The sequence below is a fragment of the Ruegeria sp. HKCCA4008 genome (assembly GCF_013033125.1).
In the GTDB taxonomy this organism is placed as follows: Bacteria; Pseudomonadota; Alphaproteobacteria; order Rhodobacterales; family Rhodobacteraceae; genus Ruegeria.
Genome location: NZ_WQDM01000001.1, coordinates 525,901 through 552,795 on the forward strand (window position 1 = coordinate 525,901; position 26,895 = coordinate 552,795).

The 26,895-nt window shown below is 58.9% G+C and carries 25 protein-coding genes; 15 read left to right on the top strand and 10 right to left on the bottom strand.

The window, feature by feature from the left end:
* Positions 1-25 precede the first annotated feature (25 nt).
* The gene (locus tag GOW60_RS02620) at positions 26-1,246 is read left to right on the top strand and encodes an N-acetylmuramoyl-L-alanine amidase (RefSeq protein WP_171228123.1); all 1,221 of its coding nucleotides are present in this window, start codon (positions 26-28) and stop codon (positions 1,244-1,246) included.
* A gap of 94 nt (positions 1,247-1,340) precedes the next feature.
* Complete coding sequence (locus tag GOW60_RS02625) at positions 1,341-3,830, top strand: PBP1A family penicillin-binding protein (protein ID WP_171167688.1); 2,490 nt, start codon at positions 1,341-1,343, stop codon at positions 3,828-3,830.
* On the opposite strand, the gene GOW60_RS02630 is transcribed toward GOW60_RS02625, so the two are convergent.
* A complete protein-coding gene (locus GOW60_RS02630; RefSeq protein ID WP_171228124.1) occupies positions 3,827-4,654 on the bottom strand; it encodes an aminoglycoside phosphotransferase family protein in 828 nt (275 codons plus the stop codon). The two genes, GOW60_RS02625 and GOW60_RS02630, sit on opposite strands and share 4 nt — an antisense overlap.
* A 77-nt stretch (positions 4,655-4,731) precedes the next feature.
* Here GOW60_RS02630 and prfB point away from each other — a divergent pair, with 77 nt between their 5' ends.
* The 4 genes from prfB (at position 4,732) to GOW60_RS02650 (ending at position 8,881) form a co-directional block, all read left to right on the top strand.
* Positions 4,732-5,859: a peptide chain release factor 2 gene (gene prfB, locus GOW60_RS02635; protein ID WP_171228125.1), complete on the top strand. Its 1,128-nt coding sequence runs from the start codon at positions 4,732-4,734 to the stop codon at positions 5,857-5,859.
* 1 nt (position 5,860) lies between these two features.
* Complete coding sequence (locus GOW60_RS02640; RefSeq protein ID WP_371813320.1) at positions 5,861-6,565, top strand: M50 family metallopeptidase; 705 nt, start codon at positions 5,861-5,863, stop codon at positions 6,563-6,565.
* Positions 6,566-6,668: 103 nt separating this feature from the next.
* Positions 6,669-8,069, top strand: coding sequence for an amidase (locus GOW60_RS02645; RefSeq protein ID WP_171228358.1), 1,401 nt, complete (start codon positions 6,669-6,671; stop codon positions 8,067-8,069).
* Positions 8,070-8,095: 26 nt separating this feature from the next.
* Positions 8,096-8,881, top strand: coding sequence for a DUF2189 domain-containing protein (locus tag GOW60_RS02650; protein ID WP_171167694.1), 786 nt, complete (start codon positions 8,096-8,098; stop codon positions 8,879-8,881).
* Positions 8,882-8,890: 9 nt separating this feature from the next.
* On the opposite strand, the gene GOW60_RS02655 is transcribed toward GOW60_RS02650, so the two are convergent.
* From GOW60_RS02655 to GOW60_RS02665, 3 genes are all read right to left on the bottom strand, one after another.
* Entirely contained in the window at positions 8,891-9,571 is a 681-nt protein-coding gene (locus GOW60_RS02655) for a helix-turn-helix domain-containing protein (RefSeq protein WP_254443813.1), read from the bottom strand.
* Positions 9,572-9,923: 352 nt separating this feature from the next.
* The gene (gene ilvN / locus GOW60_RS02660) at positions 9,924-10,484 is read right to left on the bottom strand and encodes an acetolactate synthase small subunit (protein ID WP_117868667.1); all 561 of its coding nucleotides are present in this window, start codon (positions 10,482-10,484) and stop codon (positions 9,924-9,926) included.
* 69 nt (positions 10,485-10,553) lie between these two features.
* Positions 10,554-12,305, bottom strand: a complete 1,752-nt coding sequence (locus tag GOW60_RS02665; RefSeq protein WP_152458271.1) for an acetolactate synthase 3 large subunit — start codon at positions 12,303-12,305, stop codon at positions 10,554-10,556.
* A gap of 69 nt (positions 12,306-12,374) precedes the next feature.
* Here GOW60_RS02665 and GOW60_RS02670 point away from each other — a divergent pair, with 69 nt between their 5' ends.
* From GOW60_RS02670 to GOW60_RS02680, 3 genes are read left to right on the top strand one after another with little or no spacing between them, the layout of a single operon-like run.
* Positions 12,375-12,800, top strand: coding sequence for a hypothetical protein (locus tag GOW60_RS02670; protein ID WP_171204928.1), 426 nt, complete (start codon positions 12,375-12,377; stop codon positions 12,798-12,800).
* A complete protein-coding gene (locus GOW60_RS02675; RefSeq protein WP_171228127.1) occupies positions 12,728-13,573 on the top strand; it encodes a hypothetical protein in 846 nt (281 codons plus the stop codon). The genes GOW60_RS02670 and GOW60_RS02675 overlap by 73 nt, the downstream gene beginning before the upstream one ends.
* 47 nt (positions 13,574-13,620) lie before the next feature.
* The gene (locus tag GOW60_RS02680) at positions 13,621-13,992 is read left to right on the top strand and encodes a VOC family protein (protein ID WP_171228128.1); all 372 of its coding nucleotides are present in this window, start codon (positions 13,621-13,623) and stop codon (positions 13,990-13,992) included.
* Positions 13,993-14,080: 88 nt separating this feature from the next.
* On the opposite strand, the gene GOW60_RS02685 is transcribed toward GOW60_RS02680, so the two are convergent.
* Together GOW60_RS02685 and GOW60_RS02690 are read right to left on the bottom strand one after the other, a co-directional pair.
* On the bottom strand, positions 14,081-14,728 hold the full coding sequence (locus GOW60_RS02685) for a response regulator transcription factor (RefSeq protein ID WP_171228129.1): 648 nt from the start codon (positions 14,726-14,728) through the stop codon (positions 14,081-14,083).
* Positions 14,725-16,158, bottom strand: coding sequence for a cache domain-containing protein (locus tag GOW60_RS02690; protein ID WP_152458267.1), 1,434 nt, complete (start codon positions 16,156-16,158; stop codon positions 14,725-14,727). The genes GOW60_RS02685 and GOW60_RS02690 overlap by 4 nt, the downstream gene beginning before the upstream one ends.
* Positions 16,159-16,403: 245 nt before the next feature.
* On the opposite strand from GOW60_RS02690, the gene GOW60_RS02695 reads away from it, so the two are divergent.
* From GOW60_RS02695 to GOW60_RS02705, 3 genes are all read left to right on the top strand, one after another.
* Positions 16,404-17,486, top strand: a complete 1,083-nt coding sequence (locus tag GOW60_RS02695; RefSeq protein ID WP_117868673.1) for a TRAP transporter substrate-binding protein — start codon at positions 16,404-16,406, stop codon at positions 17,484-17,486.
* 120 nt (positions 17,487-17,606) lie between these two features.
* Positions 17,607-18,533, top strand: coding sequence for a TRAP transporter small permease subunit (locus GOW60_RS02700; protein ID WP_171228130.1), 927 nt, complete (start codon positions 17,607-17,609; stop codon positions 18,531-18,533).
* Positions 18,534-18,550: 17 nt separating this feature from the next.
* On the top strand, positions 18,551-20,905 hold the full coding sequence (locus GOW60_RS02705; RefSeq protein ID WP_171228131.1) for a TRAP transporter large permease subunit: 2,355 nt from the start codon (positions 18,551-18,553) through the stop codon (positions 20,903-20,905).
* A gap of 132 nt (positions 20,906-21,037) precedes the next feature.
* Here the strand turns inward: GOW60_RS02705 and GOW60_RS02710 are convergent, their stop codons facing one another.
* From GOW60_RS02710 to GOW60_RS02725, 4 genes are all read right to left on the bottom strand, one after another.
* Positions 21,038-21,427, bottom strand: a complete 390-nt coding sequence (locus GOW60_RS02710) for a VOC family protein (RefSeq protein WP_171228132.1) — start codon at positions 21,425-21,427, stop codon at positions 21,038-21,040.
* Positions 21,428-21,434: 7 nt separating this feature from the next.
* On the bottom strand, positions 21,435-22,259 hold the full coding sequence (locus GOW60_RS02715) for an arginyltransferase (protein WP_171228133.1): 825 nt from the start codon (positions 22,257-22,259) through the stop codon (positions 21,435-21,437).
* Positions 22,260-22,334: 75 nt separating this feature from the next.
* On the bottom strand, positions 22,335-22,766 hold the full coding sequence (locus tag GOW60_RS02720) for an RDD family protein (protein ID WP_171115477.1): 432 nt from the start codon (positions 22,764-22,766) through the stop codon (positions 22,335-22,337).
* A gap of 65 nt (positions 22,767-22,831) precedes the next feature.
* Positions 22,832-23,254 carry a DUF2852 domain-containing protein gene (locus GOW60_RS02725; protein WP_171228134.1) on the bottom strand — a complete coding sequence of 141 codons (423 nt, stop codon included), beginning with the start codon at positions 23,252-23,254 and terminating at the stop codon, positions 22,832-22,834.
* A gap of 148 nt (positions 23,255-23,402) precedes the next feature.
* Between GOW60_RS02725 and GOW60_RS02730 the strand changes: the two genes are divergently transcribed.
* Genes GOW60_RS02730 through GOW60_RS02740 form a run of 3 tightly spaced genes read left to right on the top strand, consistent with a single transcriptional unit; the run spans position 23,403 to position 26,887 of the window.
* Positions 23,403-23,786, top strand: a complete 384-nt coding sequence (locus GOW60_RS02730; RefSeq protein ID WP_254443814.1) for a nuclear transport factor 2 family protein — start codon at positions 23,403-23,405, stop codon at positions 23,784-23,786.
* A 49-nt stretch (positions 23,787-23,835) separates the two neighbouring features.
* Entirely contained in the window at positions 23,836-26,631 is a 2,796-nt protein-coding gene (locus GOW60_RS02735; protein ID WP_171228136.1) for a bifunctional [glutamine synthetase] adenylyltransferase/[glutamine synthetase]-adenylyl-L-tyrosine phosphorylase, read from the top strand.
* Positions 26,615-26,887: a hypothetical protein gene (locus tag GOW60_RS02740; protein WP_152458258.1), complete on the top strand. Its 273-nt coding sequence runs from the start codon at positions 26,615-26,617 to the stop codon at positions 26,885-26,887. The genes GOW60_RS02735 and GOW60_RS02740 overlap by 17 nt, the downstream gene beginning before the upstream one ends.
* Positions 26,888-26,895: the final 8 nt, after the last annotated feature.

The window sequence follows — 26,895 nt, forward strand, 5'->3', positions numbered from 1 at the left end:
AACGATCTCGGGAAAACTTGAGGCCATGAGCAGGATCTTCATTTGCATCGCCCTGATCTGGGCGCTGTGCGGCACTGCCGTCGCGCAGGATTTCAGCGCGCTGGCACGCGTTCAGCCCGACCAAAGCCGCATCACGGATGTGGGGCGAACCGGCGTTCGCGTGGATATCGGCCTGAGCCAGGGGGTGCCGTACCGGATCTTCACCTTGCAGGATCCGTACCGGATGGTTCTGGACTTCAACGAAGTGGATTGGACCGGGCTGAACCGAACGGATTTCCTGCAATCCGAACGCGTCAGCGGCGTGCAATTCGGAGCCTATGTTCCGGGTTGGTCGCGGCTGGTGTTGGAACTGGGCGCTCCGATGGCCGTAGACACTGCCGTATTGTCAGTTGCCGAGGATTCGGGGGCGGCTCTGCTGTCTCTCAACCTCAAGGGCACGGATTTTGATACGTTCAACGCAACCGCAGGTGCGCCGCGCAACCCGGGATGGGACTTGCCGGAACCGGCTGATGTGCCGCAGGCATCGGCACGCTCGGCAGACAGGCCGTTGCGCGTGATGCTCGATCCGGGGCATGGCGGGATCGATCCGGGTGCCGAAATCGATGGCGTCGATGAAAAAAACCTGATGCTGACCTTTGCCCGCGAACTGCGCGAAGTTCTCTTGCGATCAGGAGGTTATGAGGTGGTCCTGACCCGCGTTGATGACCAGTTCGTCTCGTTGGAGCGTCGGATAACACTGGCGCATCGGGCTGGCGCGGATCTGTTCATTTCGCTGCATGCGGATTCCCTGTCGGAAGGGCAGGCCCACGGGGCGGCCGTCTATACCCTGTCTGCCGATGCTTCGGATGTGGCGAGTTCAAAGCTTGCCGAGCGGCATGACCGGGGGGATTTGATCTCGGGTATCGATCTGAATGGCGCCGATGATCAGGTGGCCGATGTTCTGCTTGATCTGGCGCGCCAGGAAACGATGCCGCGGACCAGGTCCCTGGCCAGCGCGATCGCCAACGGGATGGCCCAGCAAGGCGGGCCGATGAACCGCAAACCGCTACGGACCGCTTCGTTTTCTGTTCTCAAGGCGGCCGATATTCCCTCTGTTTTGGTCGAACTTGGATTTCTGTCCAGCCGCAGAGATCGGGAAAACCTGAAAAATCCGGAATGGCGGGCTAAAATGGCCTTGGGGATCTTTCAGGGGATCGAAGACTGGCGTCAGCAGGATGTGATCCGAAAATCCCTGATTGGCCAGTGACCTTGCGACGCAAAACGGCTAGAATACGCTTGGTGTTTTGACCCTTGGGCGGTGCAACACTATATAGGCACCACCGCGAGAAAAAGGCAGTAACGTGATCCGGTTCATTCTTTCGTTTTTCGGGGCGATCTTCAGTATCGTTACCTTGGGTATTTTCATGGTCGCACTGGTGATCGGTGCGGTCTTCTGGATGTATGGCCGGGACCTGCCCAGCCACGAATCCCTGGCCCAGTACAAGCCCCCGACGATCAGCCGGATCTATTCGGGCGAAGGTCAGTTGATCGACGAATTTGCGCAGGAACGCCGCCTGTTCACGCCGTCCGCGGAAATTCCCGATCTGGTGAAGCAGGCGTTTATTTCGGCGGAAGACAAGAATTTCTATACCCATCAGGGTTACGACCCACGCGGCATCGTCGCGGCAGGTGTCGAAGCGGTGCGCACCAAAGGCGGGACCGTGCGGGGTGCATCGACCATTACGCAGCAGGTAATGAAGAACTTCCTGTTGTCGGGCGACCGCCGGGCAGAACGCAAGATCAAGGAAATCATCCTCGCCACCCGGCTCGAGGATACCCTGGACAAGGAGCAGATCCTTGAGCTCTACCTGAACGAGATCTTTCTGGGTCAGAACTCGTACGGTGTGACGGCCGCCGCACAGACCTATTTCAACAAGACCTTGCAGGAACTTGCCCCGCACGAAGCCGCGATGCTGGCCGCGATGCCCAAGGCGCCGTCGGATTACCACCCGGTTCGGGAAAAGGAACGCCTGCTGGCCCGACGAAACTATGTGCTGCGCGAGATGTACCAGAACGGTTACATCGATCAGGCGACCTATGAGTCCGAGGTCGAGATGCCGCTGCGCTCGGTTCAGAACGGCGATTTCGAAAGCTTCCGCACCGCATTGCCGCCGCGCGACTACTTCACCGATGAAATCCGTCGCCAACTGAGCGAGGACTTTGGTGAAGGTGAGTTCTTTACCGGCGGCTTCACGGTTCGTGCGTCGGTGGACGAGGAAATGCAGGTCGAGGCCGCAAAGGCCCTGCGCACGGCGTTGCAAAAATATGACCGGTCGCGCGGGAAATGGCGCGGCACCGGCGAAGTGATCTCGGAAGAAAAACTGGCGGATGAAGCGCAGTGGCGCGAGGCGCTGTCGCTTCTGGAAATCCCGCGCGATGTGGTGCTGCCGACCCGCTGGTATCCCGCCGTGGTTCTGAATGTCTCGGATCAGCAACTTACCGTCGGGATCGAAGACGGCCCTGCGGATGGCACTATTCCGCGGTCCGATATCAAGTGGATGCAGGGTGATTTTGCGGCGAACTTCAAACGCGGTGATGTGATCCTTGTTGTCGAGGGCGAAGAGGGGCAGTGGTCTGCCCGTCAGGTGCCCGAAGTTCAGGGCGCCTTTGTGGCGATGGATGTGAACTCGGGCCGCGTTCTGGCGATGCAGGGCGGGTTTTCTTATCAGGATACCGTTTTCAACCGCGCCACGCAGGCACAGCGCCAGCCGGGGTCCAGCTTCAAACCCTTTGTCTATGCCGCCGCGCTGGACAGCGGATACAGCCCGGCAACCATCGTTGTGGACGCACCGATCGAGGTGAACACGCCACAGGGCTTGTGGCGGCCCAAGAACTCGTCAAACAAGTTCTACGGGCCGACGCCCTTGCGCACCGGGATCGAGCAGTCGCGGAACCTGATGACCATCCGTCTGGCGCAAGAGGTCACGATGCCGGTGGTTGCAGGCTACGCCGAACGCTTTGGCGTCTATGACCGGATGGGCGCGTTCCTTGCAAACTCGCTGGGGTCCGAAGAAACGACGCTGTACAAGATGGTCGCCGCTTATGCGATGTTCGCGAACGGGGGTCAGCGGGTTGAACCCACTCTGGTCGACCGTATTCAGGACCGGTTCGGCAAGACCATCTATCGTCATGATGATCGCCAATGCCTGAATTGCAACTCGACCTGGCTCGAGCCCGACGAGGCCCCAACCCTTGTTACGGACCGCGCGCAGGTCATGGATGCCATCACGGCTTATCAGCTGACGTCCATGATGAAAGGCGTGGTGGATCGCGGCACCGCCTCGCGCTATGTGAACCTGCCGGTGCCGACGGCCGGCAAGACCGGAACCACCAACGAATCCAAGGATGCGTGGTTCATTGGCTTCACCTCGAACATCGTGGCGGGCTGCTATATCGGATATGACCGCCCGCGCCCGATGGGCCGGGGGGCTTATGGTGGTACCTTGTGCGGCCCGGTGTTCCAGAGCTTCATGGAAAAAGCCGTCGAAAAGTATGGCGGTGGGCCATTCAAGGTTCCAGAAGGCGGTCACTTTATTAAAATCGACCGTTTCAGCGGCGCCCGCTTGCCGGATGACGCCACCGGTGACTATGTCGTGGCCGAGTTCTTCCGCGACGGTGTCGATGGGTTCATCGACCGTGTTTACGACGGTGGTTTTGCGATTGGTTCCGACCTGCCCTTGTTCGAGGAAGCGCAGCGCGCAGGTGTGCAGGTTCAAACCTCCACCGGTCAAACCATCACGGTCGGCCCCAAGGCCACCCAAGGCGATCTGAGTACCGGCGGTCTTTACTAATCGGCCGCGTCCAGAAAAAGGCGCAAAAGGTCGGCTTCCGGGTCGTTTTCGATGGCACCGTCGGATCGCCAGCAGATGGACAAGGCGCATTTGACGGCTGCCCATTGAGCCAGCCGTTTCTCTGAAACATTCATGGCTTCGGAATAGAGCGACAGGCAGGTTTCGATCTGCCGGGGATCGCGCACCAATTCGGTCATGCCTTTTGGGTGCCGCAGTGCATTTGCCAGTTCAAAGGCCGGATCTCCTGCGTATCCTTTGGCATCGAAAACCCGCGGGCCATTGTGGGTCAGAATAGTGTTGTCCGGGTGAAGATCCCCGTGCAGGGGCACCGGCGTGGGCTGGCTGATCAACAGGTGCTGACCCAGATTCGTGGCGGACAGCACGTCCTTGCGCAGAAGGGTTGGGCAGGCCGGAGCAAAGGTGCAGCCGAACAAAGGGGCGAACACCTGGTTCAGGGGTTTCAAGCCACCGACGTCAGCGGTGGCCTTCCCATGCAGGCGCGCCGCCGTTTCTGCAAGGATCGCAACAGCGTCTTCAGGGCGTCCTGCCCGCGCAATGTCCCCCAAAGACGGGCCTTCCAGCCATTCCATCAGAACGGCATTCCGTTCCTCGTTGAGAACCCGAACCGCTCCCCGGTCATGCCAGTCCTTCAACAAAGCGGTCCCGGGTTCTTCGTTGCCGCGATCCGGTCCGCGATAGAGTTTCAGGGCGGCCGGCCCGTGTTCCGACTGTACCTTCCACACCCGCGCCTGGGCTGTCTCGGCAACCAGTTCCGGTTGATGCAATTCCCATCGGTCCAGAAACTCTTTGAATGTGCCTTGCATTCACGCTCAGCCCGTCTTGTGGTGTCTCGCACCTCTTGCTATCACGCAGGCCTGATTGAGCAAGTTGGGACAAGACCATGCGCGCCGAAACCCAGAACACTGTGGCGGAAATCGAAAAGTCGCTGGAGCTGCTGGCGCAGCGCATGGACTATGAGACCGCGCCGCATCGCCTTGAGGAATTCAATGCGCGTGTCGAAGATCCCAACCTGTGGGACAATCCCGAAAAGGCGCAGAAACTGATGCGCGATCGGCAGATGCTGGTCGACGCGATCGAGACCTACGAGGCCATCAAAACCGATCTGAGCGACAATATCGAACTGATTGAGCTGGGCGAACTGGAAGAAGACGAAGAAGTTGTCCAGGACGCCGAAGCCGCGATCAAGGCGCTTCAGGCCAAGGCCGCGAAGAAAGAGCTCGAGGCCCTGCTTGACGGTGAGGCCGACAGCAACGACACCTTCCTCGAGATCAACTCGGGCGCGGGCGGAACCGAAAGCTGCGACTGGGCCTCGATGCTGGCGCGGATGTATGTGCGCTGGGCCGAGAAAAAAGGCTATACGGTCGAGCTTCAGTCCGAAACCCCGGGTGAAGAGGCAGGGATCAAATCCGCTGCGTACAAGATTTCCGGCCACAACGCCTACGGCTGGCTGAAATCCGAAAGCGGCGTACACCGGCTGGTGCGGATTTCGCCTTTTGACTCGGCGGCCAAGCGGCACACCTCGTTCTGTTCGGTCTGGGTTTATCCGGTGGTCGACGACAATATCGAGATCGAGGTGAACCCCGCCGATATCCGCATTGACACCTACCGGTCATCGGGTGCCGGTGGTCAGCACGTGAACACCACGGACTCGGCCGTACGGATCACGCACATTCCGACCGGGATTGTCGTGACCTCGTCCGAAAAGTCGCAGCACCAGAACCGCGATATCGCCATGAAGGCTCTGAAATCGCGCTTGTATCAACTGGAGCTGGACCGCCGGAACGCTGACATCAACGCGGCACACGAGGCCAAGGGGGATGCGGGCTGGGGCAACCAGATCCGGTCATATGTTTTGCAGCCCTACCAGATGGTCAAAGACCTGCGGACCAATTACGAGACCTCGGATACCAAGGGTGTTCTGGACGGCGATCTGGACGGCTTCATGGCGGCCACACTGGCCCTGAACGTGGCGGGCAAGAGCCGCTCCGAGGCCCAGGGCGACAGCTGAGGTGAAGCGTAACAGCCCTTTCCTGAACGTTCTGAAAGGGCATTGGCAGCTTATCCTCATCACGGCCCTGGTGTTTCTGCTTTGGAATACACCGGTTGCGGTGCCACTGAAGATACTGGTCGTCTTTCTGCATGAGTTGTCTCACGCGGTGACGATCCTGATGACGGGTGGCTCGGTCGAGAGCTTTTCGATCTCATCGCAACAGGGCGGCGTTGTCCTCGGCCGGGGCGGCAATCGCTTTCTCAGCCTGTCTGCCGGATATCTTGGTTCACTGGCGCTTGGCATGGCCCTTTTGATCCTTGCCCTGCGAACAAAGGCCGACCGCGCCGTTCTGGCGGGTTTTGGCGGTGTCATGTGTCTGGTGGCGGTGCTGTATATCCGCGACCCGTTCGCCCTTGTTTTCAGCATCGGAACCGGGGCTGCGATGATTGCTGCGGCGTGGTATCTGCGTCCCGATGCAAGCGATCTGGTGCTGCGTGTGATCGGATTGACCAGTATGATCTATGTCCCTTTCGACATCTTCGATGACACGATCCAACGGTCTGGCGCGCGTTCGGATGCATTCATGCTGGCCGAGGAATTCGGTGGCTCTGCCATGTTGTGGGGCGGGATCTGGCTGGTGCTCAGCTGCATCGCGATCGTTCTTTGCTTGCGCTACTGGCTTGGGGCTGACAGCAACCTGCATTTTCGCAGATCAGCGCGCTGACATTGCCGTCTGGGACGACGCTGAAAAGATACATTTAAACAGTGGGTTTAAATGATCCGAGCTGCCCGCTAGGCTGCCGGAAACGACAATGGATTGGCGCGTCATGGACCTGACCCGGATATCGGCTACAGACCTTTTGAAACAGTTGGCCAACCGGCGGGTTTCAGCCTCGGACGTGATGCGGGCCTCGCTGGATCGCATCGCCACGGTCAATGGTGAGGTGAATGCCATCGTCGCGCTAAGGGATTCAGATGATTTGATGGCCGAGGCGAAGGCCTGTGACGATGGCCCGATCACCGGCCCGCTGCACGGTCTTCCAATCGCAGTCAAGGATCTTGTGAACGTGGCGGGCGTCGTCTCGTCTCAGGGCTCACCGATGTTCAAGGGCTTCGTGCCGGACACTGACGATCTGATTGCCACCCGGATGCGGGCCGCAGGTGCCATCCTGATCGGCAAGACCAATACGCCGGAATTTGGGCTGGGATCGCACACGTTCAATCCGGTCTATGGCGCAACGCGCAACCCTTATGATGCCAATCGCACCTGCGGTGGCTCATCCGGCGGGGCGGCGGTTGCCTTGGCGACGGGCATGGTTGCGCTGGCCGATGGCTCGGACATGATGGGCAGCTTGCGCAACCCTGCGGCTTGGAACAACGTTTATGGCTTTCGGCCAAGCTGGGGCAGGGTGCCTTCCGATCCCGTGGGGGACAGCTTTTTGCACCGATTGTCGACACTGGGCCCCATGGCGCGCTGCCCCGAAGATCTGGGTGCTCTGCTTGATGTCATCTCGGGTCCGGACCCGCGCTTGCCGCTGGCCGTTGAAAGTGCGCCCGTGTCGCCGGTGACCGCCGCGGATCTGCAAGGGCTGCGGATCGGGTGGCTTGGCGACTGGGGCGGCGCTTTTCCGACCGAGCCCGGTATTCTTGACATCTGCAAAGACGCGATGGACGTGTTCGAAACGCGTGGCGCGCGGGTTGAGGACGTCGCCCCGCCTTTCGATGCCGAAAAACTCTGGACCAGCTGGATCACCTTGCGGTCGTTCAGCGTGGCCGCCGGGCTGGAACCCTTGGCGTCGCAAAAGGAACATTTGAAAGACTCGGCACAATGGGAACTGGATCGGGGTCTGGCAATGAGTGCACTGGAGGTACACCACGCCAGTGTCATCCGCTCGGAATGGTTCCATTGCGCGGCGAAGCTGTTTGAACAGTTTGACGCGTTGGTTCTGCCGTCTGCTCAGATCTGGCCGTTTTCGGTTGATTTGCCTTACCCGACAGAGATCGCGGGCCGGGCCATGGATACCTATCACCGATGGATGCATGTCACGATACCGGTCAGCCTGATCGGCCTGCCATGTCTTGCTGCGCCCGCGGGGTTTGGCACGCAGGGGCTGCCGATGGGGTTTCAATTGTTCGGGCCCAGAGGATCGGATCGGAAACTATTGTCAGTCGGTGCGGCTTACCACGCCGAAACCAATTGGCCGAACAAGAGGCCGGCGATGCCATAACGCCGGTCAGGGAGGAGGAAGACAACATGGACAAACCCTTTGGTGTTCCGGATATGCGACCGGTCGATACCGCCATGCTGCGTACAGCATTGCAGCGCGCTTGGGCCGACTTTCGCCGCGCACCGCTGTTCGGCCTAATTTTTGCGGGGTTTTACGTACTGTCCGGGTGGGCGATGGCATGGGTGACAGTTCAGACCGGAACAACCTTTTGGCTGGTGCTGGCGGCTATCGGGTTTCCGCTGATCGGCCCGTTTGCCGCTGTTGGTCTGTACGAGGTGTCGCACAGGCTGGAACAGGGCGAGCCGCTCGATTTTGGCGCGATCTTCGGGGTCGTGATGCAGCAAAGCCGCAGACAATTGCCCTCGATCTGCGCAATCATAGTTGTCGTGTTTCTTTTCTGGTTTTTTCTGGGGCACATGATCTTTGCCCTGTTCATGGGGTTGGCGACGATGACCAACGTGTCGACCTCGCTTGAGGTGTTTCTGACACTGAATGGCCTGACAATGCTGGCCGTCGGCACGGCCGTCGGGGCGGTTTTTGCAACCGTTCTGTACATGATCACCGTTCTGTCGATCCCTCTGCTGCTGGACCGCGAGCTGGATTTCGTAACGGCCATGATCACCAGCTTCACCTACGTGTCAGAGAACTTTCCGGTGATGCTGGCCTGGGGTGCTTTCATTGCGGTGCTGACATTTCTGGCGATGGTGCCCTGGTTTCTGGGGTTGCTGGTGGTCCTGCCGTTGCTGGGACATGCCAGTTGGCATCTGTACCGGCAGATCACGCAGAATGATGAAGGGAAAACACCTACCTGAGACGATAGGTTACAGGGGCTGCGCCACGTTGTTCGTCGACAATCGCGCAGCAGCAAAAATGGCCGTCGAGTCGTGCCCAAGGTATTTCAGCACAACGGGTTCGGGCGTTGTCGCGTTTGTCGGGCTGATGACCGACCCACGCCAATGAACTGCCGTTCCCGTAGGGTCCGGAGAGATCAGATAGACCCGGCTGTTGTGACCTTCCCGCTGGGAGGTCAGCATATAGACAGTGTCACCGCTTGCGGCCGCTATCCCCTGTATTTCCCGCGCCTTCGGTGTGGCCTCGGGCATTGCTGCTCGCGACACGTAGCCACGGATCAACGTACATTGGGCCAAGGGTCGGGCGTGCAGCAGGGTCATCCGGTGTTCAGCCGACAGGCTTTCGATCACCGCGTAGAACCCGGGGGAAAACGGGGATTTCTCGATCGCATCCGCACCCGAGCCCAGAAACTCTGTCAGGGCCGGAGTTGCAGGGTGTTCTTCGATCTTCTCAATCTCGTCCAGCGGTTTCAGAAGAATGCGGGCATCGACATCGAAAAACCTGCATATACGGTCCAGCACATCCGGTCTGGGTACGCTTTCACCGGAAAGATATCTGTTGAACTGGGTACGGTTTACGCCAAGTTGTCGGCACAGCGCCGAGATCGAGCGATATCGCTTCGCCAATTGCCGAAGGTTCGCACCAAACATTGCGCGAATCTCAGCCGGACTACGAATATCGTCAGTCATGGGTGCCCACGTCTTGCTTAGTTTCCGGAAGAAACCATCGTCGCACTGAAGCCGAAGCCCGGTGCATTTTAAAAATCGTACAGAATGACCCCAAGCAACGTATCCCCACGTCGCGTTGCAGCTTCGAGGCTAACGCCCTCATGTGTAAAGGCAATAGGCTTTATCTGAAAATGCCTGATCTTTATTGGGAAAAGCCGACCATATGGCAATTATAGCGCATTCAGATCGCAAGAGTTGAATTTGAAAGGACCAGCCACCCTAAAAAGTGTTCCCGCCTTGGCTGCAAGACAAGTGCCAAGGCGGGACAGTTCGATCAATCGCCGCGCAGCAGGGCCGCCACGCCGGTACGCGCGATTTCCATCAGGCCCAGCGGGCGCATCAGGTCGGCGAATGCGTCGATCTTGTCGGGCGCACCGGTGATTTCGAAGATGAAGGAATTGAGCGTGCTGTCGACAACATTGGCGCGGAAGATATCGGCCAGACGCAGGGCTTCGACCCGCTTGTCGCCTTCACCGACGACCTTGATGATCGCCAGTTCACGCTCGACCGAGGCGCCCTCGACGGTCAGATCATGCACGTCACGCACCGAAACAATCCTGCCAAGCTGCGCCTTGATCTGTTCGATGACCTGCGGCGTGCCGGTGGTGACGATGGTGATGCGGCTCAGGTGGCCGGTATGATCAACCTCGGCCACCGTCAGGCTTTCGATGTTGTAACCACGACCCGAGAAAAGGCCGATGACACGGGCCAGCACTCCGGGCTCGTTTTCGACCAGAACCGCGATTGTATGGCGTTCCTGAACGTCCGAGAAAGTGGGCCGTAGGTTATAGGCCGAATGGCGGGTAGAGCCTTTTTTGATATGTAGGGCAGACATTTACGTCCCTTTCATCATCCTTGACAGGTTGGGTACAGCGCGGCACTCAACCAAATCCGTCGAATTTCGTTAAACCAGAACCGAACCTTTGGAGTCGATCACGCCCTGCGTCTCGGCCTCACCCAGCAGCATCTCGTTATGGGCCTTGCCCGACGGGATCATGGGGAAGCAGTTCTCGTGCTTTTCGACCAGACAGTCAAAGATCACCGGACCGTCGTAATTGATCATCTCCATGATCGCGTCATCCAGATCGGCGGGGTCGGAACACAGGATACCTTTGGCGCCAAAGGCCTCAGCCAGTTTCACGAAATCGGGCAGGGCCTCGGACCAGGAATGTGAATAGCGCTCGCCATGCAGCAGCTCCTGCCACTGACGGACCATGCCGAGGCGTTCGTTGTTCAGGATGAACTGTTTCACCGGCAGGCGGTACTGAACGGCGGTGCCCATTTCCTGCATGTTCATCAGCCAGCTGGCCTCGCCGGCGACATTGATCACCAGAGCATCCGGATGCGCCATCTGCACGCCGATCGAGGCGGGGAACCCATAACCCATCGTGCCCAGACCACCCGATGTCATCCAGCGGTTGGGGTCTTCGAACCCAAGGTACTGCGCCGCCCACATCTGGTGCTGACCCACCTCGGTGGTGATGTAGCGATCATGCTTTTTTGTCAGTTCTTCAAGGCGTTGCAGCGCGTATTGCGGTTTGATCGACTTTTCGCTGTTGGTGAAGGCCAGGCAGTTGATCTTGCGCCACTCGGCGATCTGGTTCTGCCATTGTTTGACATTCGCGGCGTCCGTCTTGCGGCCGCGCGACTTCCAGATCTTCAGAATATCCTCGAGCACATGCGCCACATCGCCGACGATCGGGATGTCCACCCGGATGACCTTGTTGATCGAGGACGGGTCGATGTCGATATGCGCTTTTTTCGAGTTCGGCGAAAACGCATCGATACGCCCGGTGATCCGGTCATCGAACCGCGCACCGATATTGATCATCAGATCGCAATCATGCATCGCCATATTGGCCTCATAAAGGCCGTGCATGCCGAGCATTCCCAACCAATTTTCGCCCGAGGCGGGATAGGCGCCCAGACCCATCAGGGTTGAGGTGATCGGAAAGCCGGTCGCATCCACCAGTTCACGCAGCAACTGGCTGGCCGCGGGGCCGGAATTGATAACGCCGCCGCCGGTATAAAAGATCGGTTTCTTTGCGGTTTCCATCGCGGCAACCAGTTCGGTGATCTCTTCCAGATCTCCTTTCATCGCGGGTTGGTAATGCGAGGTCGAAGGTTTCGGGCTGGCATATTCGCCCGACGCGAACTGCACATCCTTCGGGATGTCGATCAGCACCGGGCCGGGGCGGCCCGAGGTGGCGACATGGAATGCCTCGTGCAGGGTTTCAGCCAGCGAGTCCGTGTCCTTCACCAGCCAGTTATGCTTGGTGCAGGGGCGGGTGATGCCTACGGTGTCGGCCTCCTGAAACGCATCCGATCCGATCATGAAGGTCGGGACTTGCCCGGTCAGAACAACGATCGGGATCGAATCCAGCAACGCATCGGTCAGACCGGTGACAGCATTGGTGGCACCGGGGCCTGACGTGACAAGCGCGACGCCCGGTTTTCCCGTCGATCGGGCATAGCCTTCGGCCGCGTGGATCGCGCCCTGTTCGTGACGCACCAGAATGTGGCGAATGTCGTTTTGCAGAAAGATCTCATCATAGATCGGTAGCACGGCGCCACCGGGGTATCCGAATACCGTGTCCACGCCCTGATCCTTGAGGGCCTGAACCACCATCTTTGCGCCGGTCATCTCACGTGTCATCTGCTTTGCTCCGTTCGCGACATGTGTCTTGCGTTCGACAAAAAAAAGCCCCCGATTTTTCGGAGGCGCATGGGTTCGATTATGGTTTACCGTTACCGGCCCATGCGCGTGGTTCCTACGATTACGACTAGCGTTCTCATCGCCAGAGGCTCCTTTTTGCTTGGAGGCGACATTATGGTCGGGGGGAAGGGGCGTCAACAGGCAATTGCACCAATTTTCTATCTCAGCGGCGGTATTTTGCGACATTTTATTGCGCAGATTGCCGCATGTCGGGAATTTCCGGGAATTCGACGTGAAAATTGGCCGTTTTGTGTGCGGATAAGGCGGTCTGAAAGCGTCAGGCCGATGTCCGAAACGGGCATGATCATTACTTTTTTCTGCGCCACGCTGAACGTGCAGGGGGCAAAACCCGGAGGCTTGAAATGTTGCAGGACCTGGTTGATCTTGGCCGCTATCCAATCGATCGTCCGGATTCACCGGCTTATGATCGGCTGATCGAGGATTTGAGACGCGAGTTGGAACAGGATGGATGTGCTGTTCTGCCGGGTTTCGTGCACGAGGCAGGGGTCAAGCTTCTGGTGCAAGAAGCCGAGGGGGTGGCGCCCAAGGCGCACCGGTCCTTCAACAGAACCAACGCCTATTTCACGAAGGACGACCCAAGGCTTGGCATCGCTCATCCGATCCGCCGCTTCTATGATCGTTCGAACGCCTTTGTTCCGGCCGACAATCTTTCGAAATCCGGCCCGCTGCGGCGCATTTACGAGTTCGACGGCTTTCTTCCCTTTGTCCGCGATGCCCTGAATGAACCCGAAGACCGCTTTTTCCGCTACGATGATCCGTTGGCGGACGTGATCATCAATGTCGTGGAAGAAGGGCAGGGCTTTCCCTGGCATTTCGACACCAACAACTACACCGTGACGCTGGCCATCCAGAACGGAGAGACGGGCGGCGCGTTCGAATACGCACCCAACCTGCGGACGGCGGAAAATGAAAACTTTGATCTGGTGGCCTCGGTTCTCGATGGGAACATGGGGCGGGTTCGCCGGCTGGAACTGCGGCCGGGGGATTTGCAGATTTTCAAGGGCCGGTATTCATTGCATCGGGTTGCTCCGGTCAGTGGGAAGTGCCGTCGTTATGTCGGCATCTTTTCCTTTGTCGAGGCTGAAGGCATGTGTGGCGGTGTGGAAAGGACGCAGCAATTGTATGGCCGCGTTTTGCCGCATCACTACAAGCGCGCGGGGCTGCGAAAGGATCAGTTGCTGGATTGAGTGTTCAACCTCGGTACAATGCATCTGTTTCCTGTCCGGAGAGTCAGATGCCCAAGATTTTGCAGATTACACCATTTGTGTTGTGCTCGTCCCTGAAGGACCAGATCGACTTCTATTGTGATCGTCTTGGGTTCACCTGTGGGTTCATGCAAGACAATTATGCCTTTTTGAAACGTGGTCCTGTTGCGATCCGCCTTTTGGAGTGCCCACCCCGGGATGACGGCAAGCCATTGGGTGATGAACACTCCTTCTATATCGATGTTGAAGATATTGATGGGCTTTATGACAGCCTGCGCGACCGATTGGCCGATCTGCCCGAAGGCCGTGTCAGGCCGCCGTTCAATCAGCCCTATAATCAGCGTGAATTCCACGTTCTGGACGAAGACGGGACATTGGTTTTTTTCGGAGAAGGTCTTTGACCCGGCGGGTAGCGCTCCCGCCCATCTTCAACACGCTTGCGGCGCCTATCCTATGGTTGGGCCGGGCAGCGCTGCGGGCGCGTGCAGATCAGAAACCGACACCAGTCCCTTGCAGCACGCCATGTTCCAAAGCGTAGCGTGTCAGCCCGGCGGTTGAGGATATGCCGAGTTTGCGTTTTATATTCTTGCGGTGCGTTTCGACCGTCCGCACGGAAATATCCAGCGTTTGCGCAACTTCCTTGTTGGATTTGCCCTGCGCCAGTTCCAGCAGAATGGTCTGTTCACGTCCGGTCAGCGCTTCGCGAACGTTGTCGCCCTTGGGTTTAAGCGATCCGCTGGCGCCGGTGCACAGATACTGTTCACCCCGCATCACCGCATCAATGGCCTGCTTGATCTCTTCCGTGGGCACATCCTTGAGCACGTAACCTTTGGCACCGTGGCTGAGCGCGGTCGAGATATATTCCGGGCTGTCATGCATCGACAGGATCAGGATGCGCGTTTCCGGCAATCGTTCCAGGATGATTTCCGTGGCGCTGAGACCGCCGAGGCCGGGCATGTTCAGATCCATCAGGATCACATCCGGGGCAAGTTCAACAGCCTGATCCACTGCCGCCTGTCCGCTGCCAAGCGTACCGACCACTTGAATCTCATCATAGCTTTCAAGGATGGACTGGATGCCCTCGGCCACCATTGGATGGTCGTCGACAATAAGAACTCGGATGCTTTCGGCGCTCATGTGCCGGCCTTTCGGTTTGGAGTTGCGTCTTCCTGCGGCGGCAGAAGGTGGCTCAGCGGCAGGCTGACTTCGATGACAGTGCCGCCGCGCGGTCCGCGTGATGACAGAATGCGCAGGGACCCGTCAAGCTGTTCGATGCGCTCTTGCATGTTGCGCAACCCGATCCCGGTGCTGGGGGTGCTGGGATCGGTCCGCATGCCCCGGCCATTGTCAGTGATCCGCATGGTTGCACCTTTCTTGTGCCCGCGCAGGTCTATCGTAACATGCGTGGCGCCAGAGTGGCGCTCGATATTGGTCAGCGCCTCTTGCGCGATGCGATACAGGGCAATCTTGCTGTCCTGGTCCAGCCGGTTGCGGAACACCACGGTCGAGAATTCCGTCTCGATCCCGGTGCGGTCCCGGAAATCGTCGGTCAGAGCTTTCAGCGCTGGCCCAAGACCCAGATCGTCCAACACGCCGGGGCGCAGGTCGCGACTGATGCGGCGGACCTCGGTGATGGCGGTGCCAAGATGGTCAATCCCTTTGTCCAGCGGATCGCGTGCGCCCGCGTCATCGCCGCGGGACAGGCGGCGCCGCGCGTTGTCCAGCGCATAGCGTACACCGACCAGAATCTGGCTGATGCCGTCATGCAATTCGCGGGCAACGCGGCCTCGTTCCTCTTCCTGGGCATCGAAGACGCGCTGGGTCAGTTCCTTCAGCTTGGCGTCCGCAAGTCTGCGCTCGCGGATGTTCAGCAACATGCCCGATGCAAAGACGATGAGCACCGCCGCCACAACGATCGCGCCGATATACATGAAGGTGCGCTGAACGCGGGCTTCGACCTCGGCCCTGGCGTTGGCGACCGTTGCAACGATGTCGTCGATGAAGACTCCTGTTCCCACGACCCAGCGCCAGTCCTGAAGCCCGACGACATAGGCGATCATCTGTGCTTCCTCTCCGGTCGAGGGCTTTTGCCACATGAAGCTGTGCCAACCAGCCCCCTGGCGGGCGAGGCGGATAAACTCGTCAACGATCGGAGTGCCGTCGCTGTCCGTCAACCCTTCCCAGTTTCGGTTGATGAACTGCGTCTGGCGGGGGCTGACCAGATTGTTGCCGTCATAATCGTAGACAAAGAAGAACCCATCCTGGCCATAGATCATTGCCGACAGGATTTGGGACACGAGGTTTTTCGCGACCTCGTCATCTGGCTCGGCCCGGCCGTAGATATAGGCGAACCCGTTGCGCGCCTGTGTTACGTAGTTGCGCAACTCTTCTTTCTTGGCTTCGACCAGGCTGCGTTCCAGCGCTTCGATCTCACGCTCGGCGGTCGCGCGCGCCTCGTATGCCACAAGCACGGCAATTGCCGCTACGGCCACGACCAGCGGGATTGCGGCAACCAGCGACAATTTCTGCGCATAGGTCAGCGAGACCAGATGTCGGAGTCTTTGCATGGACGAATCGATACGCAAGCGGCGGCGAAAATGCAAAAAGATTGGGCTTTGTTCGGGGAATACAGAGATTATCGTCGGGGAAGACGTGCTTTGCGGTCTGATTTCTTGCCAGAAATCGCAAAGAATCCGATTCTCTACGCAGTAGTAGGTATTCCCTTTCAGTTCGGTCACATTAGGCTGACGCGCACTGAATGCGACAGGTCCGGTTCTGCCGGGCCGTGACTATGAAGGGGAGGAACACTCATATGGATCGTCGTTCATTTCTGAAAAAATCCGCGCTGGGCGGTTCGGCAGCTGCAGCGACAGCATTGGCGGCACCGGCTTATGCTCAGGGCCAGCGTACCCTGACCATGGTGACCTCGTGGGGTCGTGGTCTGGCGGGCGTGTTTGACAGCGCGCAGCGTTGTGCCGACAGCATCAACGCCATGTCGGATGGCAGCCTGAATGTTGAAATCAAGGCAGCAGGCGAACTGGTTGGTGCCTTCGAAGTATTTGACGCGGTGTCTTCGGGTCAGGCGGATATGTATCATGCCGCTGACTATTACTTTGTGGGTCAGCACCCGGGTTATGCGTTCTTCACGGCCGTTCCTTTCGGCATGACTGCACAGGAACTGGTGAACTGGTACTATCATGACGGCGGTATGGAGCTGCATGACGAGCTGGGCGAAATCTTTGGTCTGAAGTCCTTCCTGGCCGGCAACACCGGTGCGCAGGCGGGTGGCTGGTACTCGAAAGAGATCAACAGCCCCGAAGACTTCAACGGTCTGAAGTTCCGTATGCCGGGTCTGGGCGGCAAGGCCCTGGGTAAACTGGGCGCATCCGTACAAAACATTCCGGGGTCGGAAGTGTATCAGGCGCTGTCGTCCGGCGCGATCGACGGTACCGAGTGGATCGGTCCATGGGCCGACGAAAAGGCCGGCTTCCAGGAAATCACCAAGACCTACTACACTGCGGGCTTCCACGAGCCGGGTGCAGGTCTGTCGCTGGCAACCAACCGCGACGTGTTCAATGAACTGACCCCGGCACAGCAGAAGATCATCGAGATCGCTGCCGCCGAAGCGCACCAGTGGAACCTGGCACAGTTCCTGGCCAACAACGGCGCGGCGCTGCAGCGCCTGCAGGCGGGCGGCGTCAAGGTTCTGGAATTCCCGGACAGTGTCTGGGACGCGTTTGGTCAGGCCAGCCAGGAAGTTCTGGACGAGAACATGGGCGATGAGCTGTTCAAGAAAATCCACGACAGCGCGATGACGTCGATGGCAGCATCGTCTGCTTGGAACAACCTGTCATCGGGTGTTTACACCGCTCAGCGCGACCGTGTTCGCGGCTAAGCCATTCTGATCCAAGAAAAACCGGTTCCCCCGCGTCGCGGGGGAACCTTTCCCGTTGCGCTAAGGGGTTTGGGCAAGCAACAATAATCCCATGCACAACTGAGACGACCTGGGGACAACATGCAGGACGAAAACGGTATCTCGTTCTTCGGCGCCCTGTGGAATGGACTGGTCTGGTTCATTCAGAACATTGCCGAAGCCTTCTATAATTTCGGATACGCCATCACGCATCCGCAACTCTGGCTGGACTGGTCCGACAAGGCGTCGATCATGCGCTTTGTCTATTACGGTGGTTCGGTCGAGTTCTTCTTTGTGGTGTTCACGTTCTTTCTGGTTCTGACGGCCATCGGGCTGTACTACCGGAACTTCATGTGGGCCATCGTGCGGGGCCTTGAGGGGTTCGCCAATACCACCGGGCGCTTCTTTGCCTGGGCGGGTCTTTTGATGGTGATCCAGCAGATCGTGATCGTTTTCATGCAGCGGGTCTTTACCAGACCCGATATGTCCTTTGGTTTGGGTATCCCGTTCCAGATGGATATCAGCTGGTTCGCGGAAGAACTGAAGCTGTATAATGCGATGGTCGTGTGCCTGTGCTGTACCTACACATTCGTGCAGGGTGGGCATGTGCGCGTTGACCTCATCTATGCCGGCATCAGCCACCGTGCCAAACGGGTGGTTGATATGTGCGGTGCGGTTTTGTTCATGATGCCCATGGCGGTGCTGACCTGGATGTATGGCTGGTACTTCATGTGGCGGCATCTGATCGTGCCGAAGCCTTCGGCCAGTGACACGCTGGACCGGCTGGTGGCCAAGTCCCGCGCCCTGCGCTGGAACGTGGAAACCATCGGGTTCAGTCCCAACGGGTTCAATGGATACTTCCTGTTCAAGATCTTGCTGGTGGCTTTTGCCGCGATGGTGTTCTTGCACGCAATCGCATTCCTGTACCGCTCGTATCTTGAGTATGTGGAAGGGCCGGAAAGCACTGGAAAATACCTCGACAAGGACAGCCTTGGTGAGGGCGAAGAAGCCTATGAAGGCGCGCATTAAGGACGGAGACCAAGACAATGCTATTCGGACTTGATGGCGTCGAGATAGGCCTCATTATCGTATTCTTCTGCCTCTTCGGGGGCATCCTTTCCGGCTTCCCGGTGGCCTTTGCCATCGGTGGCGCCGGGGTGATTTCCTTCGGGATCATTGCCGCACTGGACAGCGCCGGGCTGTTGGTCCACCAGGCAATCGACACGGGCTCGCAAGCCTATCGGGATCTAGTGAATTCCGGGGTCAAAGCGGATGTGATTTCCGTGTTCCGATACCCTGAGTTACCGAGGATCGCCGAGCCGGTTTTTGTGCAAGGTTGGGAAACCGCGCTGGACCGCAACGTGTCGTTCATCGTCAATCGCATGAACGAACGTGTTCTGGCCGGTCAGTCCATCGAAACATTGCTGGCCGTGCTGATGTTCGTTCTGATGGGCATCACACTGGAGCGTTCAAAAATCGCGAACGACCTGTTGACGACGATGGCGCGCGTGTTTGGTCCACTGCCGGGTGGTCTGGCCGTGTCCATCGTGGTTGTGGGGGCATTTCTTGCGGCCTCTACCGGCATTGTCGGCGCGACCGTGGTGACCATGGGCCTGCTGGCGCTGCCAACCATGTTGCGGAACAACTACTCGCCAGAGCTTGCAACGGGTGTGATCGCGGCCTCGGGTACGCTGGGGCAGATTATTCCGCCCTCGATCGTGATCGTTCTGCTTGGCACATTGGCGGGCGATTTGTACTCGACAGCGCAGGAGACGCGGGCCGTTGAGGCGGGATGTACCGATGCGCTGACCTATTTGGGAGAGCCGGCGGTTGTCTCGGTCGGAACCTTGTTCCAGGCGGCTCTTTTGCCGGGGATCCTTCTGGCTCTGCTTTATGCGTTGTATGCCTTTGGTTATGCATTGCTGAATCCCCATAAGGCACCTGCCGTGGCGCTGTCAGGCGGGTCGGGTGAGCCGATCACCCGGTCCGAAGGTTTGACTTGGCTGCTGGGCGCACCGGTTGCGCTGATCGTCGGCACCGTGTTGCTGGGCAATGTCGGCCTGATCGGCAGCCAGAACATTTCGGTCTCGGCTTTCTCGGACATCGGACAGGGCGCATCGTTGCGTACCAACGTGTCGGAAGAATGCAAGGTATCGATGATCGATCTGCATGGTCAGGCCGCCTGGGATCAGGCCGTCGCCGAGCAAGAAGCCATCGACGCCGCTGGCGGTGCAGCTGAGTCTCAGCGCCTGACCGAAGAAGAACTGGCCGCCGCACAACAGGAAATGATTGCATCAGCCGCACCAATTGGCACGGGTGTCGCGATCACGGTCGTGCTGTTGGGCCTTACTCTGGTTCTGGGTCGTGGCATCGCCCCCTCTCGTGCGCCGCAGCCGCTTATCGTTGGTGCGATTGGTCTGCTGCTTATGGTGTTGGTCGATATTTTGCTGATTTCGCCCACAACAACTTCAGGGGCGACGTTCCTGTTGCTCGCGTTGCCATTTGCGCTGGCCATGTATGGTTGCAAGGAAGCCGCAGCGCGATGTGCGACCAATGACCTGATCCGCGTGGTCTTCCCGCCACTGGTTCTGATCATCGCGGTTCTGGGGTCGATCCTGGGTGGTGTGACCAACCCGACACCGGCAGCTGCGCTTGGGGCGGGTGGCGCGATCATGCTGGCGGCCTATCGTAAGCTGCAGGATCAGGGGCGATCGGGCAAGGTGATCATCTGGTCGACCTTTGCCGTGATCATCGCCTTGCTGATGGGGGTCAACTTTGACCTGCGGGTCAATCAGGGCAATGTGACGTTGGAGACCTGGATCGCCTTCATCATCGCGTATGCAGCCTATCTGTATGCATTGTTCGGGCTGCTGTTCGGGTGCTGGGTGCTGTATTCAAGCGGAGTTCTGACCCCGGTGGTGCGCGAGACGGCCAAGGTGACCTCGATGGTGTTTACCATCCTGATCGGATCCCAATTGCTGAACCTGGTGGTGATCTCGTTCGGAGGGGAGCACTATATCCAGCAATTCCTGAAGAGTTTTGACAACGAGTTCACGGTCTTCCTGATCGTGATGCTGGTGTTGTTCATTCTGGGCTTCGTGCTGGATTTCCTCGAGATCATCTACATCGTGATCCCCATTGTGGGGCCGGTGATCTATGGCGGGTCGTTCGACCCGAAATGGGTGACGATCATGGTGGCGGTGAACCTGCAAACATCCTTCCTGACACCGCCGTTCGGGTTCGCGTTGTTCTACTTGCGAGGGGTTGCGCCGAAGGAAGTGACGACGGGTCATATCTATCGCGGGATCATTCCGTTTGTTCTGATCCAGGTGGTAGGGATCGCAATTCTGTGGTTCTTCCCGGCGATTGTCACGATCGTACCGGACCTGATCCCGAACTGATCCGGATCATCAAAATGCAAAAGGGGGCCTGTGGGCCCCCTTTTTCTTGTTTGTTGCAGGGAAGGGGCCAGCCCCTTCTTGCCCTGCGGCCAATTCATCCCCGGGATATTTTCGGCCAGATGAAGAAGCGGATCAGGTGAATTGGATCAGATCCCAGCGGTTGCCAAAAGGATCGCGCCAGACGGCGACTGTGCCATAGGATTCGAAGCGGGGAGTTTCTTCGAAATGGACCCCGTTGGCACGCATCTGTGTGTAGTCGCGTTGGAAATCATCGGTTTGAAGGAAAAAGCCCACACGGCCGCCGGTCTGGTTGCCGATGGCGGCGCGTTGTTCAGGCCCGTCGGCTTTGGCCAGAAGAAGGCCGCCGCCGTCAGAACCCGGCGGTATGATCAGGACCCAGCGTTTTCCGCCCCCGAGATCGATGTCCTTCAAAAGCTGGAAGCCAAGTCTTTCCGTGTAAAACGCAAGTGCGTCATCGTAATCCGGCACCACTAGGGTGACGGCGTGCAGGTTCTGTTTCATCGGATGGTCAGCCCTTGGTGGGGTGGCGGTCGGGAAGCTGGATATTGGCCACTTGCTCGGCGATCGGCGCGGTGGACAGGGGGTGCCGTGAGGAAGAGCAGAAGGTATCCGGATCTTTGATCTTTTGCCATTCGCCCTGAACATAGGCCTCAAGCCCAGAGAATTTTGCCTTGTAGCCCATCTTGGGGCTGCCGGGGACCCAATAGCCCAGGTAGATAAAGGGCAGGCCGGCTTCGCGCGCGATCTCGATGTGGTCCAGGATCATATAGGTGCCCAGAGAATTCTGAGGCTGGTTCGGATCGTAGAAAGAGTAGACCATGCTCAGCCCATCATCGAGCACATCGGTCAGGCTGACAGCGATCAGGTCGCCGGTCTCAGGATCTGCATATTCCACCACCCGGCTTCGAATCGGGGTTTCCTCGATCATTGCCGCAAATTCGAACACGTCCATGTCGGCCATGCCGCCATCGGCGTGCCGGGTGTCAAGATAGCGGCGGAACAGCTCATACTGCTCGTCCGTGGCCCAGGGCGATGTGGCGCGGCGTTGCAGATATCCGTTGCGTTTCACCGCGCGTTTCTGGCTTTTTGTCGGGCGGAAAGCCGAGACGTCGATCCGGGCGGACAGGCAGGCCGCGCAATCTGTGCAGGAAGGGCGGTAGAGTACATTCTGCGACCGGCGAAACCCCTGCTGCGACAGGGAATTGTTCAACTGTTCCGCACCTTCGCCCTGGAGCGCGGTGAACAGCTTACGCTCCATCCTGCCATCGAGATAGGGGCAGGGTTGCGGGGCCGTGACATAGAATTGTGGCGCAATTGGCAGCGTGTGTCGCATGAAGTTTCCAGATAGCCTCGGGAGGGATGATAGCAACCGTTCCCGAGGCCGCCAAGTGTTTCGCGCAACCGCGTGTCAAGCCCGTCGATTGATCATGACCGTGCCCAGAAAACTGTCGGTCAGACCCTGGCCGCGGGCGCTGGTCAACATCATGATCACCGAGATGATCTGGATCACTGCAAACGCCATGCTGACGAAATAGCCGGCAGTGTGGGCGATGGCCTTGCCCATATCCATTCGTTCTCCGAATGCGTCGCGCAATTCGATTCCCATGAACCGCATGCCCAGAGTGGCCGAGCCGTTCGTGATGGTTACTACGCGATAGACAAAGCTGATCACGGCATAGATCACTGCCAGAAAAAACAGACCGAGGCCTGCGCTCAACAGGATCGCCACCGTGCAGAGCAGCGAGATGAAGGCGATATCAAACAACCACGCGACAAAGCGTTTGCTTGTCACTGAGTTGTAGAATTCTGGTTGGGTATCCGGGTCAGGCAGGTGGTTCATTCGTCAGGTCCGAAAAAATGGGTCAGGGTACCCTGTCCCGGAATGCCGGGACAGGGCAAGGTCAATTAGGCGGGCTTGCCATTTCCGTCGTCTTCATGGTTCTCGCGAGCGCGTTCGTCCATGAACTCGTCGAATTCGGCCTTGTCCTTGGCATCGCGCAGGCGGCGCAGGAACGCCTCAAAGTCCTGCTGTTCGCGTTCAAGGCGGGCCAGTGTATCTGCCTTGTAGGCGTCAAATGCGCTGTTGCCGGATGGTTTCATCGCGCTCATGTGGCTGTGCCAGGATTTGCGGCGGCTGCAGGATTTGCTGAACATGCGTTTGCTCCAGATCATGTAAGCCAGAAGGGCCAGGCCAACCGGCCAGAAAAAGATGAAACCAAGGACCATGGCAGCGATCCAGGCCCCTTTGCCTTTGTCATCCAGCCAGGCCTCGATTCGGTAAAGCCATCCCGGATTCGCGGGGACGGCGGGGTCGGACAATGCGGTCATTTGAGCTCTCCAGGGTTGATGTAAACTCTTTTCACATTGATTAGATGGGGTCGTGGGCGGGGGTTGCAAGGGGTCAATGTAAAAAAGATTTACATTTAGCAATTCGGTTGACGATGAACGTCATCAGCCGCAGGTTGCGGAAATGGATATGACGGAACACAAAACGGCACCTGCGCTGAGTGAGATTCTGAATTTGGAAAAGCAGGTCTGGATGGCGCTGGTCGACGGCAACGCTAGCGCGGACCGGGCGTTGCTGAGTGCGGATTTTCTTGGGGTCTATCCGACGGGATTTGCCAATCGTGACGATCATGTCGGTCAATTCGCAGACGCACCGACGATGGCCGAGTTTGAATTGAGCAACGAGAGATTGCGTGTTCTGACACCGGATATCGTCCTGTTGTCCTACAAGGCCGATTACCTGCGCCCGGGTGCGACAACGCGCGAGGCGATGCTGATTTCGTCATTGTGGGAACGCAGAAACGACGTTTGGGTCAACAGTTTCAGTCAGGACACGCCGGTTCAGAACACCTGATCAGAATGCCCCATTGACGATCACGCGCCGCGATGCGCAGTTTGCGCCCATGACAGACGTTTTAGCCATTTCAAGACTTCCGCGCGCTTTCGATCCATCCCTGGGGTCCGAAGCGCGGGCCCTGATGCCTGATTTGCCGGCCGAGATGGCGGATTTGGTGGCGGGCACCGCCGGTTCCAGCCCCTATCTGAAAAGTCTGATCGAACAAGAGAAGGACTGGCTGCCCGAGGCCCTGATGAACCCGGATCAGGCATTGGCTGACGTCATGACTGCTGCGCGTGATCTGCCGCCGGATCAGTTGAAACCCGGATTGCGGCAGGCCAAGCGGCGTATGGCTCTGCTTACGGCGTTGGCCGATATTGCAGGTACGTGGCCATTGGAGAAGGTCACGGCGGCCCTGACCGATTTCGGTGCGCTGGCCGCGGATGTTGCCGCCAAGGCCGAGATCGCGACGCTGATCCGGCGCAAGAAGCTGCCGGGCATGACCGAGGATGATGTCGAAACCGCAGCCGGCCTGGTCATACTGGCGATGGGAAAGATGGGCGCGCATGAGCTGAACTACAGCTCGGATATCGATCTGATCGTCCTGTTCGATGAAACGCGCTTTGACCCCGATGACTTTTACGAGGCCCGGCAGGGCATGGTTCGGGCCACGCGCAACTTCTGTGCGACGTTGAGCGAGAAGACGGCGGATGGCTATGTGTTCCGAACGGATCTGAGGCTGCGCCCCGATCCGGCCGTGACACCTGTTTGCATGGCGATGGAGGCCGCCGAGCGGTATTACGAAAGCCTCGGTCGTACGTGGGAGCGCGCGGCTTACATCAAGGCGCGGCCCTGCGCCGGGGATCTGGATGCGGGGCAGCGTTTCCTTGACGGCTTGCGCCCCTTTGTCTGGCGCCGCCATCTGGACTTTGCCGCCATTCAGGACGCCCATGACATGCGCCTGCGCATCCGGGAAAACAAAGGGACGGGCGGATCCTTGTCGATCCCGGGTCACGACATGAAACTGGGGCAGGGCGGTATCCGCGAGATCGAGTTCTTCACGCAAACCCGCCAGTTGATCGCGGGCGGGCGGGACGCTGACCTGCGGGTGCGAGGCACGGTTCCCGGGTTGGCGGCGCTGGCGGCAAAAGGCTGGGTGCCACAGGATGTGGCGGACAAGCTGACCGATCATTACCGCGCGCACCGCGAAGTCGAACATCGCATCCAGATGATTCATGATGCGCAGACCCACAAGGTGCCGAACTCACCCGACGGGATCGAACGCGTCGCCTGCCTGATGGGGATCAGCAGTGCCGAGTTGACGCAGGACCTGAAAAACCGCCTGACCGAAGTGCATGAGCTGACCGAAGGGTTCTTTGCCCCCGGGCCGGGTGCGGCGCCCGCCCATGTACAGGATGTGGAGTTCGACAAGAACGTTCTGGCCCGATGGACGACATATCCGGCCCTCAGGTCCCAGCGCGGCGCGCGGATTTTCGAACGTCTGCGCCCCGAGTTGCTGTCACGTCTGGCCAAAACCGCGAAACCCGACGAAGCATTGATGGCCTTGGACGGGTTCCTGGCGGGCCTGCCCGCCGGGGTGCAGCTGTTTTCGCTGTTCGAGGCGAATCCGCAACTGATCGACTTGTTGATCGATATCGTCGGAACCTCGCATGCTCTGGCTTCGCACCTGTCCCGCAACGCGTCGGTGTTCGATGCGGTGATCGGGGGCAGTTTCTTTGCGGATTGGCCCGGGCAAGAGGCGTTGCAAGCGGAATTGACGCAGGCTTTGTCGGAAGAAACGGATTATGAAACCCAGCTTGATCTTGCCCGGCGCTGGTGCAAGGAATGGCATTTCCGGGTCGGCGTGCATCACCTGCGCGGCCTGATCGACGGCAAGAAGGCAGGTCGGCAATATGCCGAGCTTGCGCAGTCGGTCATCGCGGCCATCCTGCCGCATGTCACCGAGAATTTTGCCCGCAAACACGGCCCTGCACCGGGGCGCGGCGCTGCCGTGCTTGGGATGGGGTCGCTGGGGGCTGGCCGGATCAACTCGCAATCCGATCTGGACATGATCGTCATCTACGATCCTCTGGATCAGGACATGTCCGACGGTCCGCGCCCTCTGGCCACGCGCACGTATTATGCGCGGTTCACGCAGGCCCTGATCACGGCATTGTCCGCGCCGATGTCGCAAGGGCGTTTGTATGAGGTCGATATGCGGTTGCGTCCCTCGGGCAATCAGGGGCCGGTTGCGACCAGTTGGGCCAGCTTTGTCAATTACCAGCGGAACGAAGCCTGGGTGTGGGAGCATCTGGCTCTGACCCGCGCGCATGTTGTTGCCGGGGACGCCGGACTGGCCGAGGAAATCGAAGCCTTCCGCACCGAGTTTCTGTCGCACCCGCGAGAGCAGGGGAAGGTTCTGCGCGAAGTGGCCGAGATGCGGTCACGTCTGGCCGCGGCCAAGGCACCCGCCGGCATCTGGGACGCCAAGAACGGCCCCGGCCGGCTGATGGATATCGAATTGATGGCCGAAACCGGTGCTTTGCTGGCAGGGTCCGCGCAGCGCGATGTCGCGTCGGGTCTGGATGGTGCCGTCGCAGCCGGGTTGCTGGATGTCGCGCAGGCGCAATCTCTGAAAGACTGCTATGACCTATTCTGGTCGGTGCAATGCGCCGCGCGGTTGCTGTCGGGCAAGACAATCGAAGCCGACAAGATCGGCGAAGGCGGTACGGCATTTTTGTGCCGCGCCACCGGGTTCGAACAGGTCGAGGCGTTGCAGGCGGCATTGCAGGAATGTTACACGACCGCGGCCGATCTGATCGGCGGCGTGATCAAGGGGGAAGAAGATGGCGCGCAGCAGTGATCCCAACGACCACAAAGGTCTGATCCGCGAAGCCTATCGAATCGACGGCATCACCCTGCCAGAGTGCCGCAGCATCTTTTTGGACTGGGCGCTGAGCCTTCCTGCGGATCGCGACCAGAACACGGCGCTGGCCGAGCTGCACGCGGGCTATGCCGAGCAGAACCCCGATCATCCGATGACACAGGTTCTGACGGAAGGCCTTCAGACGGCAAAGGCCCCAAAACGCCGCGGCGGTTGGCGATCCCGTAACCGCTAGGGCTTTCC

Coding starts and splice junctions, on each gene's coding strand:
- GOW60_RS02695 (WP_117868673.1), top strand. CDS start 16,404: ATGGATCGTCGTTCATTTCTGAAAAAATCCGCGCTGGGCGGTTCGGCA.
- GOW60_RS02685 (WP_171228129.1), bottom strand. CDS start 14,728: ATGAGCGCCGAAAGCATCCGAGTTCTTATTGTCGACGACCATCCAATG.
- GOW60_RS02675 (WP_171228127.1), top strand. CDS start 12,728: ATGTTGCAGGACCTGGTTGATCTTGGCCGCTATCCAATCGATCGTCCG.
- GOW60_RS02705 (WP_171228131.1), top strand. CDS start 18,551: ATGCTATTCGGACTTGATGGCGTCGAGATAGGCCTCATTATCGTATTC.
- GOW60_RS02665 (WP_152458271.1), bottom strand. CDS start 12,305: ATGACACGTGAGATGACCGGCGCAAAGATGGTGGTTCAGGCCCTCAAG.
- GOW60_RS02645 (WP_171228358.1), top strand. CDS start 6,669: ATGGACCTGACCCGGATATCGGCTACAGACCTTTTGAAACAGTTGGCC.
- GOW60_RS02715 (WP_171228133.1), bottom strand. CDS start 22,259: ATGCGACACACGCTGCCAATTGCGCCACAATTCTATGTCACGGCCCCG.
- GOW60_RS02725 (WP_171228134.1), bottom strand. CDS start 23,254: ATGACCGCATTGTCCGACCCCGCCGTCCCCGCGAATCCGGGATGGCTT.
- GOW60_RS02735 (WP_171228136.1), top strand. CDS start 23,836: ATGACAGACGTTTTAGCCATTTCAAGACTTCCGCGCGCTTTCGATCCA.
- prfB (WP_171228125.1), top strand. CDS start 4,732: ATGCGCGCCGAAACCCAGAACACTGTGGCGGAAATCGAAAAGTCGCTG.
- GOW60_RS02650 (WP_171167694.1), top strand. CDS start 8,096: ATGGACAAACCCTTTGGTGTTCCGGATATGCGACCGGTCGATACCGCC.
- GOW60_RS02655 (WP_254443813.1), bottom strand. CDS start 9,571: ATGTTTGGTGCGAACCTTCGGCAATTGGCGAAGCGATATCGCTCGATC.
- GOW60_RS02710 (WP_171228132.1), bottom strand. CDS start 21,427: ATGAAACAGAACCTGCACGCCGTCACCCTAGTGGTGCCGGATTACGAT.
- GOW60_RS02620 (WP_171228123.1), top strand. CDS start 26: ATGAGCAGGATCTTCATTTGCATCGCCCTGATCTGGGCGCTGTGCGGC.
- GOW60_RS02730 (WP_254443814.1), top strand. CDS start 23,403: ATGACGGAACACAAAACGGCACCTGCGCTGAGTGAGATTCTGAATTTG.
- GOW60_RS02740 (WP_152458258.1), top strand. CDS start 26,615: ATGGCGCGCAGCAGTGATCCCAACGACCACAAAGGTCTGATCCGCGAA.
- ilvN (WP_117868667.1), bottom strand. CDS start 10,484: ATGTCTGCCCTACATATCAAAAAAGGCTCTACCCGCCATTCGGCCTAT.
- GOW60_RS02630 (WP_171228124.1), bottom strand. CDS start 4,654: ATGCAAGGCACATTCAAAGAGTTTCTGGACCGATGGGAATTGCATCAA.
- GOW60_RS02680 (WP_171228128.1), top strand. CDS start 13,621: ATGCCCAAGATTTTGCAGATTACACCATTTGTGTTGTGCTCGTCCCTG.
- GOW60_RS02690 (WP_152458267.1), bottom strand. CDS start 16,158: ATGCAAAGACTCCGACATCTGGTCTCGCTGACCTATGCGCAGAAATTG.
- GOW60_RS02670 (WP_171204928.1), top strand. CDS start 12,375: ATGGGTTCGATTATGGTTTACCGTTACCGGCCCATGCGCGTGGTTCCT.
- GOW60_RS02700 (WP_171228130.1), top strand. CDS start 17,607: ATGCAGGACGAAAACGGTATCTCGTTCTTCGGCGCCCTGTGGAATGGA.
- GOW60_RS02720 (WP_171115477.1), bottom strand. CDS start 22,766: ATGAACCACCTGCCTGACCCGGATACCCAACCAGAATTCTACAACTCA.